This window comes from Desulfobaculum sp. SPO524 (assembly GCF_044987625.1).
Taxonomy (GTDB): domain Bacteria; phylum Desulfobacterota; class Desulfovibrionia; order Desulfovibrionales; family Desulfovibrionaceae; genus Desulfobaculum.
Window position 1 is genome coordinate 104,339 of record NZ_JBJDSB010000001.1, and the last position, 20,321, is coordinate 124,659.

8 protein-coding genes are annotated in these 20,321 nt (G+C 53.4%); 1 reads left to right on the plus strand and 7 read right to left on the minus strand.

The window, feature by feature from the left end:
• Window positions 1-12: 12 nt before the first annotated feature.
• The 7 genes from ACI3L3_RS00485 to ACI3L3_RS00515 form a co-directional block, all read right to left on the minus strand.
• On the minus strand, window positions 13-3,117 hold the full coding sequence (locus ACI3L3_RS00485; RefSeq protein WP_404843133.1) for a beta-ketoacyl synthase N-terminal-like domain-containing protein: 3,105 nt from the start codon (window positions 3,115-3,117) through the stop codon (window positions 13-15).
• Window positions 3,114-6,584, minus strand: coding sequence for a non-ribosomal peptide synthetase (locus ACI3L3_RS00490; protein WP_404843134.1), 3,471 nt, complete (start codon window positions 6,582-6,584; stop codon window positions 3,114-3,116). The genes ACI3L3_RS00485 and ACI3L3_RS00490 overlap by 4 nt, the downstream gene beginning before the upstream one ends.
• A gap of 84 nt (window positions 6,585-6,668) precedes the next feature.
• A complete protein-coding gene (locus tag ACI3L3_RS00495; protein WP_404843135.1) occupies window positions 6,669-8,813 on the minus strand; it encodes a TonB-dependent receptor in 2,145 nt (714 codons plus the stop codon).
• A 154-nt stretch (window positions 8,814-8,967) separates the two neighbouring features.
• Window positions 8,968-14,676 carry a condensation domain-containing protein gene (locus ACI3L3_RS00500; protein ID WP_404843136.1) on the minus strand — a complete coding sequence of 1,903 codons (5,709 nt, stop codon included), beginning with the start codon at window positions 14,674-14,676 and terminating at the stop codon, window positions 8,968-8,970.
• A 102-nt stretch (window positions 14,677-14,778) separates the two neighbouring features.
• A complete protein-coding gene (locus ACI3L3_RS00505; RefSeq protein WP_404843137.1) occupies window positions 14,779-16,500 on the minus strand; it encodes an ABC transporter ATP-binding protein in 1,722 nt (573 codons plus the stop codon).
• A complete protein-coding gene (locus tag ACI3L3_RS00510) occupies window positions 16,493-18,283 on the minus strand; it encodes an ABC transporter ATP-binding protein (protein ID WP_404843138.1) in 1,791 nt (596 codons plus the stop codon). Before ACI3L3_RS00510 ends, ACI3L3_RS00505 begins: the two co-directional genes overlap by 8 nt.
• Before the next feature lie 33 nt (window positions 18,284-18,316).
• Window positions 18,317-19,234, minus strand: coding sequence for a thioesterase II family protein (locus ACI3L3_RS00515; RefSeq protein ID WP_404843139.1), 918 nt, complete (start codon window positions 19,232-19,234; stop codon window positions 18,317-18,319).
• Window positions 19,235-19,290: 56 nt separating this feature from the next.
• Here ACI3L3_RS00515 and ACI3L3_RS00520 point away from each other — a divergent pair, with 56 nt between their 5' ends.
• Window positions 19,291-20,298 carry a helix-turn-helix domain-containing protein gene (locus ACI3L3_RS00520; protein WP_404843140.1) on the plus strand — a complete coding sequence of 336 codons (1,008 nt, stop codon included), beginning with the start codon at window positions 19,291-19,293 and terminating at the stop codon, window positions 20,296-20,298.
• Window positions 20,299-20,321: the final 23 nt, after the last annotated feature.

Below are 20,321 nucleotides of genomic sequence, written 5' to 3' on the forward strand. Positions count from 1 at the left end.
ATCACAAGATTCTTACGCCTCCTTCGTACCCAAAAGGCGTTGCAAAACAGCCAAGTCCCTACTGTCGACGTCGACGGTTGGCGTCTCTGCATCGGCCTCCACCGCCTCAGGCGCCGAGGATTTGTTTCTTACCTTGCAGATTCGTCGCCCCAATTCCGCAATACTTTTTGTTTCAAAAACATCCTTCAGACTGAACACAATGCCCTGCTCCTGCGCCAGACGAATCATATGCAGAACATGAACGGAGTTCCCGCCAAGCTCTATAAATGAGACGTGACGCTCCACATGGCTCACGCGGAGCACTTTCTTCCATATCTGGGCAAGCACATCCTCCAAACGGTCATCGCTCACGCTAGGCATGGCTGTCCTCTGCGGGGCACAACCTTGTGCCATCCGGCAGACGTCTTCACTTTTGTGTGATTGCGCTTCCGCGCGAAGGGAATCAGCAGATACGGCGCTTGAGACTGGAACTTCCGGCGTAATCCAGAGACGCCTTTTGCGCATAGGGAGTTCAGGCAGAGGGCACCTGCACGCATCTCCGACAAGTTCGTGCAAGAGGATATCCGCGCCATTATGCCACAGCTTTTCCGCTATGGCCCCGGCGGTCGGGCACTCGTCCCCTTCGGCAAAAGGCGAGTAAGCAAAGATGTCCGGGCTCATATGCTGTAGCAACAACGAAGATAAAACCCTGCCGGGCCCAACCTCCAATGCCATGCGCGGCTGGGTAAAGGCGGCCTCCAAGCCTTTATCAAACTGTACGCAGGAGCGAATGTGGCGCACCCAATACTGCGGCGAGGCAATGTCATCACCCGCCCAGCCGCCGGTCACGTTACTGATGACAGGAATCGACGGTGCACTCATGGGAATGGTTGCGGCAACGGACTCAAAGTCGTCCAAAATGCAATCCATGGCGGTAGAATGAAATGCGTGAGAGGTACGCAAGAAAACGCCAGCTCCGCCTGCACGCATCAAGGCATCGCGCACCTTGGCTAGCACATCGTCCGGCCCTGCCACCACGCAGTTGGTTTTGCTATTGGTCACAACAAGCTCAACCTGCCCCCAAAGCGGACCAAGGGCCTGCGCCAACATGTCGTGCGGAAGCAAGGCGGCGAGCATTTTCCCTTTTGGAGCCTGCTGCATCAACGTCCCGCGCGCGGTAACAAGCCGGGCCGCATCAGACGGAGAAAAAACACCTGCAAAGCACGCGGCGGAGATTTCACCCAAACTATGCCCAAGCGCACAAGACGGCCGGATGCCGTTCTCCCAAAACAATGTCGCCAACCCCAGCTCTATGGCGAAAAGAACCGGCTGCATCATGTCCGTCTGGCTAATGCGCTCGAAAGCGCCTGGCTCATCATTCCAACTATCGGAGAGAAGGTGCAGAATATCCGGGCCATTGGCAGCGAGGACATGCTTACGACTTTCCTCCAACAATTCACGAAAACGCGGAGTCTGCTGATAAAAAGACTTAAGCATATGCGCAGATTGCGCCCCCTGACCGGGAAAGAGAAAGCAGACCTCCCGCGCAGGACCAGTAGCGATAATCGGAAATTGCTCATGATCGCCAAGATTCTTCGAAATATCTTGCCGTTCAGTCCCGGCAACAACACGCCGCAACCGCCCATGACGCCGACCGCTCGCAAGCGTAAATGCAACATCCCGCAAAGGTGCATACTCTGAACCGTCATCACCAAGGCATGTAATAAGCCCCTGCTCCAGGTCATGGAGATCCTGCTCCGAGTCTGCCGACAGAGCAAAAGACACTGGCAACTGCCCAAAGTCCTCTCTGCTGGCCCCCGGCTCCGCAACCCCTTGCAGGATCATATGAACATTGGTGCCGCCAAAACCAAAGGAGCTCACCCCGCCGATACGATTCTGCGGATTCTGTGCAAGCGAACGTGATTCAGCGCAGACCTCAAATGGGACAATGCTGTCTCCAAACCGTGGATTAATGCGAGAAAAGTTCGCCGTGCCAGGGAAAATGCCATGGTGCAGACTCAAAGCGGCCTTGATAAAGCCGGCCAAGCCGGACGTTGCATCAAGATGCCCCACATTCCCTTTGACCGAACCTAAATAAACCGGCTGATCATACTGAGCGGCGTATTCATCATACGCCATGCGAAGGGCCGCAACTTCGATGGGATCCCCAAGCGGTGTCGCGGTTCCATGCCCCTCCACAAAGGACATATCCTCCGGCCCGACCCCGGCCATGAGCATGGCCTCGCGAATGACCGTCGCCTGAGCCGTCTGGTTCGGCGCCGTAAAGCTGACCTTCTCACGCCCATCATTGTTGAGGGCGCTTCCTCGCACAACGCACCAAATTCTGTCTTTGGCCTCGACAGCGTCTTCAAGCCGCTTCAGCACAACCGCCGCCACGCCGCTCCCGAAAATGGTCCCGGCCGCATCAGCGTCGTAAGGACGGCAATGCCCATCCGGCGAACGCATTCCGCCGGGTATATACATATACCCAAGTTCTGCGGGCAGAGGGATCGTCGCCGCTCCCACCAAGGCCCTGTCGCATTCACCCGCAACTAAAGCCTGACAAGCTACATGCAGGGCCGCCATGGAAGATGAGCACGCAGACTGCACACCAACAGCAGGACCGTGCAGACCAAGCTTGTACGCAATGCGGGTGGCCAGATAATCTTTGTCATTGCCAAGCAGAACCTCGAATGGATCAAGGGTTCCATTCACCATATGGGTATAGAGATTGCCCATCATATATGAGCTGACGTTCACACTGGCATACACACCGGTCCGCTGTTCCGGGCCGTCACTTCGTGTATCCCCGGCATTTTCAAATGCGCGCCATGCCACTTCCAAAAGCAGACGGTGCTGTGGGTCCATTATTTCCGCCTCAGCCGCGGCATAGCCAAAAAATTCCGGATCAAAGAGATTCACATCCTCAAGGCAGGAGCACATTCGCACATACCCCGGCAACTGCCATGTGTCCTTATGCGGCCCATTTCTCAGGCTCTCTTCCTTGGCCGGACGCATGGATTGATGCCCTGTCAAAAGATTTGTCCAGAATGCATCAAGCGACCCCGCTCCCGGAAAACGGCACGCCATGCCGACCACGGCCAAACTTTCATTGTGCTCTGTATCGCAAGGCATCATGACGAAGACTCCTGACGCGCAATACCTGCTCTCGCGGCCATTCTCCGCGCGCGCAGACCCGCCACGGGTCGCCCCGCCGCAGACAGCGCCGCCGTTTTGACGCCCCCCTGCTGTCTACGCAGGAAAGCCGCCTGACTTTCAATTGTGGGGTGCTGAAATAAAACGGTAAGAGGGAATGTCGTCTCGAATTCCCTCTGAATGCTTTCGTGAAGCTGAACCAACAAAAGGGAATTCCCGCCCGCCTCAAAGAAATTTCTCTCTGTGCATATATTCTGAAGGCCAATAGCCTCACGCCAAAGCTGCTCGAGACTCCTCTCAACAGAACCATGCTCTTGCCGAGTGCAGGTCGGCCCCTCCGGGGCGCGCTCAATCAATGTTCTCACAAGCGACTGTCTGTCTATCTTCCCAGAGGATGTCCGGGGCCACTGGGCGACAACGTCGATGACGTCGGGGACCATAACCGCGGGCAACCGTTCCATCATAAAACTGCGTAACGCTCCCGTCCCCTTGAACTCCCCCTCCGAAGAAGCGCATTCTTCAACCATAATGAACCCCGCCAGCCGCTTGTGCCCAACTCCGTCACGCCACACACTGACAACGGCTTCCTGTACCCCGGCGAACCCCTGCATCACATTTTCAACTTCGCCCGCCTCGATTCGAACGCCGCGAATCTTGATTTGTCGATCTCGGCGTCCCACATAATGCAGATTACCCTCCTCATCTATCCACCCCTCATCATCAATGCGGAACCAGTGACAATATTCGTCCTCATGAGCAAAGGACAAAAAGGCATTGTTATAATTGTCCCCGGCATAGCCCCGTGCCAAGCTCGGCCCGGCTATATGGATTATCCCCGTATTTCCAGCAGGGACCGGAAGCGAAAAATCATCCATCAAGGCCACCGTCGTCCCACCTATAGGAACGCCTAACGGCACATCCTCCATGTGCGCCACCTCGTCTACATTGCTCGGCGATATGCAGAAATATGTGGCGTCCATCACCTCTGTGGACCCATACAGATTGACAATACGAAGCCCGGGCATGGCTCTGACCGCCCAAACGGCAAGTTCCGGAGACAACGGTTCACCACTGCTCAAAATGGTCTTCAGTCGAGGCAACGCCCCGCCACTCGCTTCCGCCACACGCATCATCGCCGCAAGCAGAGAAGGGACAAGCACCATCTGCGTCACAGCATGACGCGTTATCTCCTCCATCATGGCGGGAACATTTCGCGCCGAAGACCGGCCTGTCACAACCAGCGGTGCCCCACCAAGAATCGCCCCAAAAACCTCCCACAAGAAATCCACAAAAAGCGGTGAAGTTTTCATATAGGCGACACTGTCTGCCTCCCAAGGCAAATATGCCCACATCCACTCCCAACGGTGGGTCATGGCACCATGAGTCAGCTCAATGCCTTTGGGCGTGCCTGTGCTGCCGGAGGTATACAGAACGCAGGCCACATCATCTGCGGCAATGGCATGCGCAGGGAGCGACAAGGCCGAACAATCAATTGTGGTCCAATCCTGAGACGACGGCACCAACCGGACCGCGGCGTCATCTCCACCACAACAGAGCAGATTCTCCGCCTGCATGGGGGGGGCAACCAGTATGGAGGCGCCAGAAGTCTTCAAAACATCCGCGTTGTGAAGCGGCGGATGCTCTGGGTCGAGGGGGACCCAAGCCGCTCCGGTCTTCCAAACCGCAAGCATAAAAATGATCAATTCAAGTGGCGAATCTGGCATCAAAGCAACAATTGAGCCTGGCCCCGCCCCCTGATTCGCCAAAAGCCAAGCCGCACCGTTAGCCATCCCCCCAAGCCGGGAATACGTGACATCCTGCGCAAGCTCGTCCCCCAACTCCCGAGGTCGCCACTTAACAACCGTATCCTCAGACCGGTTGTGGACCAATTCATCAAGCCTGCTCCAAGCATCCCGAAACGGAGCCACATTCCCGTCGCCGGAAAGAACAGAAGTCTCGCCTTGAGTCGCAAAGGAAAAAACATCCGGATCTCCCAACAGTTGCCGCAATGGCGTTGCCGGGGCTGTCGACAGTTTTCCCGCTATGGCAGTCAACGCTTGTCCAACCATTTCGGCGGTCCGGTGAGAAAAAATATCTGTTGCATATGTCAGATAAAGCGTGTGCCCCCCTTCCTCGGGTTCGACAAGCAGCTCCATGTCCAGATGCGTCGTAGTAGGAGGAATAAAGAGGGACCGTAACGCCAGCCCAGCTGGAAGCCTTTGGGGCATGGGCGCATTTTGGTAGGTCAGGGCCGCCTGATAGACTGGGTTACGGCTTATATCGAGGTTCTGCCCAAGACCTTCAGCTATGTACTGGAAAGGGAGGCTGGAATGCTCAAGGGCAAGCAGCACGCCTTGGCGCATATCCTCCAGATGGGAGACAAAGTCTCCGCTGGCGTCAATATTGGTCTTGACCACAAGATTATTCAGGAAAAAACCAACCATCCGTTCCGTCTGAGGGTGTTCCCTGCCGGATACGGAGCTGCCGACCGCAAACGAGGCTTGCCCGGACATACGGCCGAGCACCAAAGAATACATTGCCAGCCACACCATAAACGGCGTCGCCCCGTGCTGATGCGCCAAAGCATCAAGGGGAGCGCTTACGGACTGCGGCACAAAAAACGAAAGGGTCTTTCCCTGAAAACTCTGCACGGATGGCCGCGCAGCCCCCTGACGCATATCAAGGCTTGGCACATCACGAAGGTGCTCCTTCCACCACCGCCTTTCACGCTTAGCCCATTCACCTTGCATTTGCTCGCGCTGCCATCTGGCAAACTGAACATAACTGGCAGGCTCAGGCAGATTCGGAGCTGTCCCTGCGCATATTCCCTCATACACGTCAAAGAGTTCCTCAAGGAACACCGCCAACGACCATCCATCAAAGACACTATGATGGAATGTGTAGAGCAGAACGCTTTCATCATCCTTCAGCAGATATACTGTGCCGCGCACCAGCGGGCCACTCTCAAGCGAAAATCCTGTTTTGGCCTCCTTGTCCTTGGCGTCATCCAGCGTCTCTTTCTGGCTTGCATTATCCAAGGCCCTCAGATCAATGGTGCGCAAAGCGCACTGCTCGGGGGCAAGACTCCCCAACACAGGGATGCCGCTTGCCGTAGCGGGAAAAACACTCGTCAGGCACTCATGCCGAGCAACAATGGCTAGCCACGCATCCTGCAAAGCGTCGCAATTAAGCGCACCCCGAATCTCAAGGCCAAACGGAATATTATAAAAGGGATTCTGAGGCGAAAGACGATCCATAAACCACAGACGCTCTTGGGCGAGGGAAAGCCGCTGTTTCCCATCCCCGTCAGACGCTGACAACTCCGCAAAATCCTGAGGGAAGGGTGTCCCGTCTTCAGCGGAGGATGAATCCTCAGAATACACGGAAGATGCAAGGGCCGTGAGCTCTTCAATGGATAACGAGCGCAAATTTTCTCTGGATATGCCCATGTTATGTCCCCATAGCAGGTAAAGGAAGGAGTCAAAAAAGAGGTTCCGTCAGGACAATTGCCGGACGGAACCTCAGGGGGGTAATTAGAAGCGGTAGCTCAGCTCCACGCCCACGGACTGGGGCGGAGCCATGACGCCGACAGCTGTCGTTCCCGCAAAGGACTGGAGATAACGCTCGTCGAAGATATTCTTGCCATAAAGATAGATGTCAAAGTCTTCCGTCTCGTAGCCAATACGGGCATTAAAGACGGTAATCGCATCACGCGAATACTTGTTGGCGTCATCCCAGTAGAGCTTGTCTGCGAAGACACCTTCCACGCGGCCAAAAAGACCTGTTGCATGCCGGTACTGCAAGCCTACCGTTCCAGAGAACTCGGGAGTGTAGGGAATGCGGTTGTCCTCGTAGGAGACTTCCTTGCCCGTACTCATATCCAAGACGGAGTAGTCGTCATACTGCGAGCAGGTGTACCCGGCGCCCAGGTCAAAATCGAGACCTTCGGCAATCCTCCAGTTCACGTCCAGTTCCGCGCCATAGCTCGACGCTTCACCGGCGTTTCTTGCCTCGTAGGCGGTAAGGGCAGGATTATATTCCATAATCTGGAAGTCTTCGAAGCTTGTATAGAACAGGCTCACGTTTGCCAACAGGGAGTTGTCAAACCACCCCGTTTTGGCGCCGACCTCGTAGTTCCAAGCGGTCTGAGAATCATAGGTGAGACTTGTCGGCTTGGATGCGGCGTAGTTGAAGCCGCCGGGAACTGTGCTACGGCTCACGCCCGCATAGACCATGTCGCTGGGGTTGATCTGCCAAGTCAGGGCAAAGCGAGGGAGCAGTTCGCTCCAGTCGTCGTCCGGGCTTGTGCTCATAGGGCTGGCACCAAAGGCCGCCTGCATGTCGGCATTCGGCTCATAGCTGATGGTGGCGGATTTGTACGCATTGTACCAGCGCAGACCAGCGATGGCATGAATCGAATCCGTCAGGGGCACTTCAATCTGACCAAACGGAGCAAACTCCTTGGTGGTCTGCTTAAAGGGCTGGTTCAGCGCGGGCTTCAAGGCGCCCATGGGCATATAGTCGGCATAGATATTTTTGACATCCAGGTCGGAATAGCTCCCGTACAGGCCAAGCAGCCACTTCAGATCACTCTGGGCAGGAGAACTCATGCGGAATTCCTGCGTTACCTCGTCGCGCTCAATATTACGGCCAGACGTATTGGCTATGGGCATAACCGGATGCAGGTACGACTGGAAATCAATGGCTTCATTTCTGTAGGTCGTTACGGAGTCAAAAACCATTGAATCCCAATCCATCGTCGCTGTCAGCGCCAGGTTCAACGTGTCGCTATCAGAAAAGTCGTCGTCATTGGAAAACGAGTCGAGAGTCGCGTCGTTGCCCTTGACGTATGCGGGGCGCTCACGAGACTCGGTGTAGTCGCAGTGCAGGGCAAGGTCGAGAACTTCGGAAGGCGTGTATCGGAAGACGCCCTTGACCCTTTCCTTCTTGTCCGTATTGCTCCTGTCGCGCCCTTCAGCGTCCATGTAGCCTTCGGACTGCTCGTGTAAAGCGGACAAAGAGAAGTACAACATGTCTTCTATAACAGGCCCGCTCACCGTACCGCCAAGACCATAGCCTTCATATGATTCTGCGCGGGTAAAAACCTTCCCCTTGGGGTTGTTGTCGGGTTTCTTTGAGATAATGTTGATGACGCCGCCAAAGGTATTCTTGCCGTACATAACACTCTGTGGACCACGCAGTACTTCAACACGCTCAATGTCCATCAGCGGGGCGTCCAGATTCATGAACGTATCCGCGGGAACACCATCAATATAGATGACCAAAGGGTTCGTCTCGGTAGGGATGGCTGTCGGCGCACCACGGAAGGACATATAGGTCAGCCCACCCATGCCTCGATTCACGGAAAGGTTGGGAATCCTATACAAAACATCATCGATTTCATTAACGCCTCTGTCATTGAGCTTCTGGGAATCGAAGACCGTCAGAGACATCGGCGTTTTCTGCACTTCTGTTTCGCGTTTATCCACAGTCACCACAACAGCAGGCAGCGTACAAGACACCTCGGAATTATGATCCTCAGCCGCACTCGTCGCCTGCTGCTCCGCCTTGGTGTCTTCCGTTTCTCCAGCTATGGCGTCGCCCGGAGACATATACACGCATACTGCGAGCAACGCCGCCAAGCAGCATTGTCCCAATGTCTTCATGAATGGAAACATAGACCCCTCCTCGATGATATTGAATGTCCTTATCAACAGCAAGCTCTTCGTCTTCGTTTCGACATATTCAAAGCAAAGACGACCCCCAAAACAATTTGCCCAAGATAATGACCCCCAAATAAAAAGGCACCACCAGAAATGCACAAAAAGTGTCCTATCTCGTCTTCGGACCGGGAAGCCATCCCTCTTTCATCATAACGCTGTGATACTTTGAAAAAAGATCAAAGGAGAAGCGAGGAATTTGTGGCGAAGCCATGTCCAACGTATTGCTCATGTCAATACCAAGCGACTTAATACTATCCGTTCCATCTTGGCGAACCATGGAAAGCAGTATCCGCAGGTTGTCATCATCAAGCGTTGCCCCCAGCTGTTCAAGATGCCGCACCCACTCAATAGCGGGAACAAGTGAAGCGACGTAGCCGAGGCGCTCCAGATAGGCAGGCCAACATCCCCACGGCTCAGGATTCGGATTACAAATATGGTAGGCGCGGCCATAGCACTGCTCTTGCTCTGCTATGCGCGGAACCAAAGATGCCGCAACATCCACGGGAACAATATCCACAAGCCGCTCGCTTTCAGGGACAAGCCCCGTTTGGCAGCACACTCGAAGCAAACGCCAATAAATCTCCGTGGTGTCGCAATGATGTGTGATTGAGTCACCGCCAACGGTGTTGAATCTGTACAACGCGACAGGCAATCCCCTGCCCCTCGCCCTGCGCACCATATTGTCCATGACCCAGCGGCTGAGGATGTATCCGCTTGAAAGTCCCCTGTTGGAGGCAAAATCCTCATCCTCACGAATAACACTTCCCGCTTCGCGCATACTGTGATCCGCGATGGAAAGGCTGCTGATGAAATGCAGCGGCTTGCACCGTCCCGTGCAGCAGAACTCAATCACATTCTTCGTTCCTGCTACGTTCACCTGTCGTAAATTCCGGTAACTCTGGGCGAGATTGACCTTAAGGCCGCTATGGACAACCATATCAACCTCATGAGCCAAGCGGTCCCATCCTTCGCCAAGTGCAAAGTGCTCCTGGCCAAGTCTTCCGGGCACCATCTGTACGCGTCCGGCGTAGTCACTGCGCCAGCAATGTGCCTCGCGCATCCGCTTTTCTAAGGACTCTAAAGCGTCAGCCTGCCCTGCCCCCTCTGGCTCCTCAAGGCACAGCACGGTGCAATCGCGCCGCTCAAGCAAATGCCCCAGCACCCAAAGCCCAATGGCCCCCGGAGCACCCGTCACAAGGATACGCTGCCCGGAGCTAAGCGGTGCAGCAAAGACGGAATCCGGCACAATGCCGTCGGCCATGCAAACGTCATCATCCGGCAGTCCTTCGGGAATATTAAGATGGGCGTCGGACACGCCTGCCGTATCAGCTCCGGCATCCAACTCGCCAGCAAGATACGCCGCCATGTCGCGAAGCGTCGGAACCTGATACAGATCCCTAAAATTCACCTGCTGCTTAAACTCCTCGCGAAGCATAAAAGCCAACTGCGTGATAGAGATGGAATTCCCGCCCAGCCTAAAGAAATCATCCTCCCGGAAAACGTGCTGGACCGCGAGCAAACCGCGCCATATCTCAGCCAGCTTTTTCTCTTCAACAGTCTGGGGCGGCGTACCATCCGCATGCTGTTCCTGCCGGAAGGGATTGGGAAGCTGTTTGACGTCGATCTTCCCGGTGACGGTTTTAGGAATAGATTTGGAGAAAAGAAGAATCTCTGGCCGCATGGGCCCGCTCAGTTGCGCCTTGAGGTATGTTTCCAGCTCCATACGCAAATGGAGCTGGATGCGGGCATCGGTTGGAGCATTGGACAACGGCGCATCCATACGGACGTCAACGCCAAACGCGGGAAAAGCTACTCTGCCGCTTCCCAAAGGCCGAAAAACAGCATCAAGAGCAAGGCCATCATCCGAGAAATGCACATCCGCCTCGCATCCTGCGTCCTTCGCAAGATCATGCAGGCCTTCTCGCGAAAATCCATCAATCTCGGCAGACGCCTCGCTTCTCTCCAACAACCTGGACATTGGGGCAAACATATCCCCGCAGGACACTGCATCTTCCAACATTTCGTCAAAACGCTGCCATGGTCTCAACCGCACGTTGGCTATGCGGCGCACGCAAAGATCACGCCCCAACTGGACAGCCTCCCGCACCATATGCACCAACTCCTGCCGCCCATGCCGAAAGGCGTCCCATTCAACGGTCTCTCCACAAAATTCACGCAACGGGTTCTCATCAAGGTACAAGACCGCCTCGTACCTAAAGCCCGTCAGTTCATTATCGGCGTATCCACGCTTTGGCATGATACGCACTGCGCAAACTCGAGGCATGATATTCGGCAATTGCTGGAAAAAACGCGGGGACACCAGCAACTCATTCTCACTGCTGTTCATCCGCGCTGTTCGACTCAACACATCGGCAACGAGCAATTCGCTGTGCGCACTCTCCTGATTCTTGTGACTGTGTATCAACAGACTGTAGCGGAAGATGTCCTGCGCATCGTAATTTCTCAGATCGCCAAGATATATCCTTCCACCATACTCAAGCTTTGCCGCCGCCTGTTCCAACGCAGTTACGAGATATTCCCTATCCGGAAAATATTGCACCACGGAGTTATACACCGCCGTGTCATAAGTCTCATCAGCAATCATGGAAAGGTCATGCGCATGCCCCTTGTACAAGGTGAGGCCATCAGTCGAAGCCCGGTCGTCCCGCCACGTTGTGCCCAGTGTCTGGCAGAGACGCATCAAGGCCTCTGGCGCATTGTCCGTTCCTGTATAACGGCGACAAATTTCCCTCAGCGGAAATAGCAGGAAACCCTGCCCACAACCAATTTCCAAAAGTTTTTCAGGGGTCAGTTCATTGATTGAGCGCACGGTTTCCGCCATGCACTCGTCCATTTCAGCCTGCGTTAATGGCTGCCCCGTATAACTGCTCACCCAAATGTGATAGTCAGTTGTAAAATTCCCTTTTTGCGCAATTTTTTCGTATGTCGTATTATACAGATGTTGCCACTGTTCAATGTGACTTGTACTGACGTCAGCATAGTCACTACTTGTGCTATCCGGGGCAATGAAAGCTACCAGCCTTTTTTGCTCCGTTCTGTCCAGAACACCGTAGACAATCGCCTCCGACACTGCGGGGTGCTTCTCCAAAACGTGCCGCACTTCGTCCGGTTCCACGCGCACACCGCGAATCTTAATCTGACGGTCCTTACGCCCCTTATAATAGAGGCAGTCCCCTTCTCCTATATGCGCCAGATCACCGGTTGCGAACCAAATTGCATTTGCTCCAAAGCCTTCCAAAGCCGGGAACTCGCGGAAGCACCTGCGGGTCATGTCGGAATTGTTATGGTACGCCGTCGCAAGGCAAGCTCCGGAAAGAACCACTTCGCCCTCTTCGCCCCGCGGCACAGGGCGTCCGTTTTCATCCACAACTGCCACAACGGTATTGGCTATGGGCCTACCGATGGGAAGCGCCTCGCCATGGGCATCACATGCCGCAACCTCATGCCATGTCGCGTCGGCAGCAAGCTCCGTAGAGCCATACAAATTCAAAAGCCGTATCCTGGGAGCGATCTCTTTCACCATTCGCGCCAACCGCATTGGCAACGCCTCGCCGCTGCATGACAAGACGGCAAGGCCGCTCATCCACCGCGTAAACACCCCTGTTCCTATCGCGGCTGAAAGAAGAGATGGAGTGATGACAAGGCGGCTCACGCCATGATCGTGGATCAATTCCGCAAGCGATGCGATGTCCTTGGCGGAATCCGAAGAAGGAACAACAACCGGCACCCCTGCCAGGAGGGCCCCAAATATCTCCCAAAAAAAATCTGCAAACGCGGTTGTGGTCTTTGCACAAGCCCGCTCCCCCTCCTGCCAAGGATATTCCGCCCACATCCACTGCAAGCGATTCCCCAGCGCCGCATGACTCAGACGAACACCCTTAGGCCGCCCTGTCGAACCTGAGGTGTACAAAAGGCAAGACATATCGTCTCCACGCGCAACATACTCCGGCAACGACGATCCAGCGGCATCCACCACCAAAGCATCATGTGCCTCGCGCGGACAAAAGACATGCCGAAGGGATCCGGGCTTTTGGGTCCTGTCCCACAGGCTCTCCTCGCAGATGAGAATGGAAACACCGGAATCCTCAACAATTCTGGAAGCTTGCTTTGCAGGATACACTGGCGGCAACGGCACCCACGCACCATTCAGTCGCCATACGGCCAGCATGGCGGCGATCATATCCGCTCCGGGTTCAAGCCGGATTCCTGCCGTGTCACCGGCAACAAAGCCAAGGGCATGCAGCTTGGCGGCAAAGCGATGCGCACTTTTCAACAGTTCGCCATAGGTAACAATGCCATCATCCACACCACTCTTTCGCTTCTCTGCCGGAGGTGCCGCCAGCACTAACGCCGTCGCCGCCGGCTGTTTACTCGCCAGCGAATCAAAAAGCCCCCACGGGTCAAAGGGAGAAAAGGACAGCTCCTGCCCAACAAGCACAGAGGCGTCCTTCCGCGGCGAAGCAGAAAGGCTGGAAACCACTTGAGCCAGCGGTTTCTGCGCATCACGCGCCAAGGCAAGAATAAACCGCTGCATGCGCCGGAGGATGGATTCCGCATCCGATGCGCCAAAAAGCTTCTGATCATAAATCAATACGAGACGAAACGGCCGCTCGGGGAAGCCCATGACAGTGAGGGGGTAGCTTGTTTTTTCAAAGCTCTCCTCAACCGTCATCTCGAAGGGCAAGATTCCATCACCCTGCCCAGCAACATTTTCAAACACGGTCATGGTATTGATAAAACTGCCATCCGCGCTCTCATTGCACAGTTCGCGCAACGTCGTAACCGGAACATGACCATACTCAGCAGACTCAAGCATATCGACCTGGATAGACTGGAGCCATTCCTCGCAGGTCTGCCCGTTAAACACAACGCGGACAGGGAGCACATTTAACAGGGGGCCAAATATTCGATCGACCTGCGGCACATCAACCGGACGCAAAGCAAAGCTTGAAGCAAACAGCACATCGGCTCGGCCAGAATTCTCCGAAAGGACATACGCCCAGGCTGCCTGAAAAAAGACATTCAGGGTCAAGCCCATCTCTGCGGCTGCCTTCTCTAGACGCTCTGTCTCCTCCTCAGAGAAGGACAGTTCAAACCTGCCCGGAAAAACGTTGAGAGCTGAGGGGTCCACGGCATCCTGCGACCGCTGTGCACTCCGGGGCAATTGAGGGCACTTGGCATTGTCGAGCTTCGCGCCCCACCACCGAAGCGCTGCCTCGTCACTTTGCTCAGCCAAATAGGTCACGTATGAACGCATGGAAGGAAGGCGACCTTCGCCATCCATAACCGAATTGGGTTCCCCCAAGTAATTGGTACAAAATTCTTCAAACAGCACCCCTATGGACCAGCCATCAGCCACAATGTGGTGCAAAGTCAAAAGCATGTGCAGATGATCGATCTCAAGCCGATGAAACACCAATCGGACGAGCGGCGGGCTATCCAGCGAAAAACTTTTGGAACGGTCTTCCATGACAAAGCGCCGCAATTGCCCTTCCCGCTCATCCGGCGGCAAGGCACGCAGGTCCACATGATGGATGGCATTGTCTACGGATGTATGAACAGCCTGAAGTGGCTGGCTCAGTCCCTCCCAATGAAAGGACGTACGCAAGGAGGGAATCTTGTGAAGGCTCTGCCTCCAAGCTTCGTCGAGCTTTTCCATGTCGAATTCGCCGCGGATGGAAAACGCATACTGTTGTATGTAGACGGAAGAGTCCGGCTCCTTGAGGTCGTGAAAAAGCATCCCGGCCTGAAGTGGAGTTACTGGGAAAACATCTTCAATATTGGCAGGCAAATCCATAACGACCTCGCGTTGGACACATTGGATGGTGTAAAAAAGGGGACCTTCGCATAATAAATGCTGCACCGATGGCCGGGGAACTCAGGCAACCGGTGCAGCGCACTATTGGATACTCCAAGACTTCATTCTTTCCTGAGACTGCCAGAATTGATGGTAAATTCCCTTCTGACTTATCAGCTCTTCATGAGTGCCTCTTTCGGCAATGTCACCCTGCTTCAGCACAAGTATCTGATGCGCCCCACGCACGGTAGACAACCTGTGGGCTATCACCAAAAGCGTCTTGCCCTGAACAAGAGCGCCTAAGGCCTGCTGAATCAGCAATTCATTTTCCGGGTCAACCGAGGCGGTTGCTTCATCAAGCACAAGGAGAGGCGCATCCTTCAGAATGGCTCTGGCTATGGCAATACGCTGGCGCTCGCCACCCGAAAGCCTAGCTCCGCCCTCGCCCACCGGCGTGTCGTACGTCTCTTCCAGTTCCATGATGAATTCATGGCAATGCGCTTTCCGGGCAGCATCCATAACCTCTTCGCGGCTCGCCTCAGGACGAGCCATGCGGATATTATTCAGCACCGTATCGTTAAACAGATAGACATCCTGAAAAACGACACTAAACAGCTTATAGAACTCACTCTGCGAAAAGGTCCGAACATCCGTGCCACCAATGCGGATGCGCCCACCACTGACATCCCAGAAGCGGAGCAGAAGATTCGCGGTTGTTGTTTTCCCGCCGCCGGACTCGCCCACCAAGGCGGTGACTGTCCCCTGCGGCATATGGAATGAGATGTCGTTTAAGACTTGGCGTTGACCATAGGCAAACGACACATTCTCGAAGGCAACGCCCAGATCTTTCGGCGGCGTGTATCCTGGCATCTGCTGGAGGGGCTCTTCCTCAAAGATCGACGCAATGCGCCGCAAGGACTCTGTGGCAAACCGAAACTCCGCCAAAAACACCCCAATATTCTGAAGTGGCTCATAGAACCGGCCACTAATGAGTAAAATAAAGAGGAGAACGCTGGCGTCCGCCCTATTGGTGGACACCGCCCAGCCCCCGACTGCCATAGTCGCTGCAAAGGTGATATCAAGCAGAGAGATATAAGATCGACAAAGGTTGCCAACCTTGACTTCCAACGCGAGGGCAAGCCTGCGGAAATTCTCATTGGCAGTGGCCCAGGGTGTGAAGTCGCGTCCCAAAATACCATTGGCCTTAAGCTCTCCAATACCTCCGAGATATTCCAGAATCGTCCCGTCGGCCAACGCCCGGCTCTCCAAGAACTCCTGCGTTTGCGTACCTGTAGAGGTGTAGGCCTTGTACAAAAGAGGCACCGACGCCGCCACGCCCACAAGAGGAATGAGGCTCAAAAATCCGGTCACAACCCCCATGGCGCCCCCAAGCAACACCACAATGGCGACGCAGGCGGTCATCTCCTGGAGGTACACACAGAATATCGATTCTGCATCGACCATATCGTGCAGAAAGCATCCGCTGATCTTGGAATTATTTGTGCGTCTGAAATATGAAAGGGGCAATCTCCGCAAATGATCGACAAGCCGCACGCGGATGTCCGCCACTATGCCATACCCGGCCTTCAGTGAGGCGGATGTGCCCGCAACGCTCACGAAGTAATACGCAACAGCCAACGCCAAGAGGAGAACGCTAAACCCAAACACACCCCAATACGACGGATCGCCCGCCAAATACAGCATCAAGAAAAACACAACGATATACGCAGCGGTCTGCACTGCCTGAACGGAAAAGGTCCAAACTGCAGCCCGCAACAGCGTCTTTTTCCTACCTTCAATAAAATCCATTATGCTTTTAATCATCTGCGTTCCCGGAGCGGTGAGTTGTTTCAGGAGAGCACAGTTGCCACGACCGCGTCGTCTGCCAAGCGTCCCACAACCGGCTATACACACCGTTTTGCTCCAGCAGGCTGGCATGGGTACCGCTTTCCGCTATAACGCCCTTATCGAGTACAATTATGTTGTCCGCATGGGCGATGGACGACAGCCTGTGTGCAACCACAAGCACTGTCTTATCCTTCAGGAATTGTGACAGACCTTTTTGGATAGCCTCCTCGCTTTCTGGATCAACAAAGGCACTGGCTTCATCAAGCAAAACAACGGGCGCATTTCGCAACGCCATACGGGCAAGGGCCAAGCGCTGTCGCTGACCTCCACTCAAGTGCACATCTCCGCCGGAACCTATCAACGTGTCGTACCCATTTGGCAAATCTGCGATCAATTTATCGCATTGCACCATTCGTGCAGCAGCTTCAATTTGCTCCTGTGAGGCATCCTCCACCCCAAGGCACAGGTTCTCACGCACGCTTCCAGAGAAGATGAAGGGGCGCTGAAAAACCAAAGCCATCAACTTGCCAAGTTCTTCAGCGGCAAACTCGTTCAACGCATGCCCCGCAACAGCAATTTTACCGGAACTGAGACTCTCCATTCCCGCGAGCGCTGAAACCAGAGTGCTCTTGCCCGACCCACTGGGACCGACTATGGCAGTAATGGTAGATGCTCGGGCCTCAAAGCTAATGTCATGAAGCACGGGCTTGCCGTCATAAATCACTGACAGATTCTCAACCCGAAGGTCGGGAACCATGTCACTCTTGTATTTAACGTCGCCTCGCTCTTCGACAGGCTCGTCCAGAAGTTGTTTCATACCCTGGTAGCCCATTCCTGCCTTCCATAAGAACGTGATGAACCGGGGCATCCGCGCAAGCGGAACGAAGGAAATCCACCCCGCCATGATGAACAGCAACACCACATCCAACTGAACGGAGCCAAACTTGTACAAATAGGCTCCAACGATTGCCACTATGACAAATGGCATTGAAGTTATGGTGAGAAAATACATCGATCGTCGCAAAAATACTTCCTGAATAACGCCCTGAACTCTTTTCAAGTCTTCAATAGCGCCATTCATCCTTCGATATGATTCTTTCGTTTTGTTAAATATTTTTATATCCTGCATACCGTGTATGAATTCTACAGCATCAGAATGCAGGACAGCGACAGTTTTGAAATACTCATCATTGAGTGTTGTTGTCTTTATAAGATTCATAGTTATATAGTGCACAGAAATAGCCAACACAGTGACTGACAAAATAACTAATGACAACCTTGCATCAACAAAGAACAACGCAAAAATGCAAAAGAGCGGCAAAAGTACGCAGGCGATGCTGTCTGATATATGATGAGCAATGAAGTGCTCTATCAATTCAACATCATGCTTCAATACCTTTTTGAGTTCGCCTGTGCTTCTCTTGGCAAACCAATGCAAAGGAACCTTTCCAAGATGGCCCATCAGCGTTGCGCACACTTTCGTTCCAAAAGTAAATGAAGCCTTGTGCGCCAAGACCGTACATTTCGCTCGACACCGAGCCCCAAGAACTATCGCACTGACAGCGACAGTAAATAGTATAATGAGCGCCCCAACACTTGCGTTACCTGTGTTAAGCCCCCGATATATCAGCCACGCCATGAATATCGGTATAGGATAGAACAACGCCGCAGCAGCAGCGAACAACACGGATTGACGCAATGGAGGCACACTCTCTGGCGCCAACTCCATGAGGTGACGCACAGCAGATATACTTTTCATATGGCATCTCCAAATATGTTGAACATTTTGTCTCTACTCAATAAGCGAGATGCATCCATTGGCAACACAGCCAATAAAAGCATCATGCTCTTTTACGAAAAACAACTGATCGCCATCAAACGTCTGCATTGCGAAACGACCTGTGCTATATCTATTCCACTCCTTAACGCTTGATTCTGGAGTTATAGAATCATTCACTCCATACAATGATAAAACCGGGAACGAGAATTCCCTGACTACAGAATCAACGATAAACTTTTCGTCCATGCAAAAATCCGCATAGAGCATTGGCAAGTATAAATCGAGAAGCTCTCGATTCTGCAGTACGACGTCAGATACGAAGCCCAAATCAGCCAATGTATCGATAAACGACTCGTCCGACATTGTACTGACTGGAACAGGAGGAGGTGTATGAGGCGCTCTTCCCCCGACAACAATAAGTCCCGAAGGAGGGCGACCCGCCGCCGCTGTTGCTTTGGCGGTGAGGTAGGCGAGGCTGGCACCAAAGCACAGCCCTAAAAGAACATATGGCGTATGAATGTGGGCAAGAATCGCTGCAGCCGCATCCTGCGCGACCTCACCAATATCTTCGGGCAAGCTCTCAGCTTGCCGTTTTTCTTTGCCCGGCAGGGCCACCGGACAAAGCCGCAACCGATGGGGGACAAGATCTTTCTCCCACCCCCTAAAAACCGAAGGACCGCCCCCGGCATAAGGGAATGCGACAATTGCGGCTCTGTCATCCTCTGTCGGCAATTGTGGCAACCACTTTTGTACAGCAGCACCCCGTGAAGCCAAAACACGATTAGGCATGAGCATCCTACTTGTTTGTTTTTTTAGTAGGAGTAGCTCAAAAGGCTGCCTTCCTCTGCTCGAAAGGGCATGAAAAATATCCAGTTTGACGACACAGACAGTACCCAGCAACGCCCAAATGGAATTGACTTTCAATATCAAGACAACTATTGTCTCCTCACAGCGCCACTATTCGCGTTTGACGAGGAGAATGGGTCATGAATGCACAGAATCTATTTGACAAGAACCTTACTCTTTCCCGCGTAGCAGAAATCAGCCGCACACACGGTTGTCACAAAGGGCCACGGGATGTGTCGTTTTCCTGTGACTGGGCAGAAGGCAACGGTGTCGCTTTTGAACCTTTTGATGGAGTTCAGTTTGGGATTTGCGGCCCGCTCACGGTAACAAAAGACAAAATATCCTTATTGCGTTGCGAGGCCCCCGTACTGGTCTGCATTGTGGTTGTCTCCGGCGAGACACAGCTTAAATTCGCAGGAAATGAAGGGGAAGCCATATCAATAAGCTCCAGCATGTTTGCTATCGGTGAGCTCTCTGATGTTGATATTGCTTTGCGGTTGCCAAAACAAAAAGACTACATGCATGTTGCTCTCTTCATGTCCAAAAACTTCTTGGAAAGCATTTTTGGGCAAGGTTCCTATACGAATCTAAAGAAAGTACTCCAGAACATAAAAGACACCAGCGGAGCACCAACGCTTGCCGCAGGAATCGCCAGCGCAGAATGCATGAAATGCGTCAAATGCTTTATTGAAAACAAGGGTTGCATTACGGGAAACGACCTGTATGCAAAGTACTCCATCCTTGAATTTTTCTTCAAAGCAGTACGCAGTGCGGAAACACAAAAGAAAAGCATCCCCGCAAGCTTCATGGATGATGAGATACAAAAAATTCAAGATTTAAAGAACGAAATTGAGCAGTGCTTTTTGATGATAGACAATGCCCGGGAGCTTTATTCCAAGGTTGGGATGAACCGCTCAAAAATTAACCAAGGGTTCAAACACCTTTATGGCGTGAGCGTTGCGAAGTTCGTCCACAAGTGCAAAATGGAATATGCCTACTCCATGCTCAAAGAACGAAAAATGAATGTCAGCCAATGCGCATTCGCTGTGGGGTATTCCAATGTTGGCCACTTTATCAGCGCTTACAAAAAACTATATGGCATTACTCCAAAGCAAACCATGCGACAAATGCAGGAGCTTGCAATATAACTTAGTAGCCATCAGAACTTCGT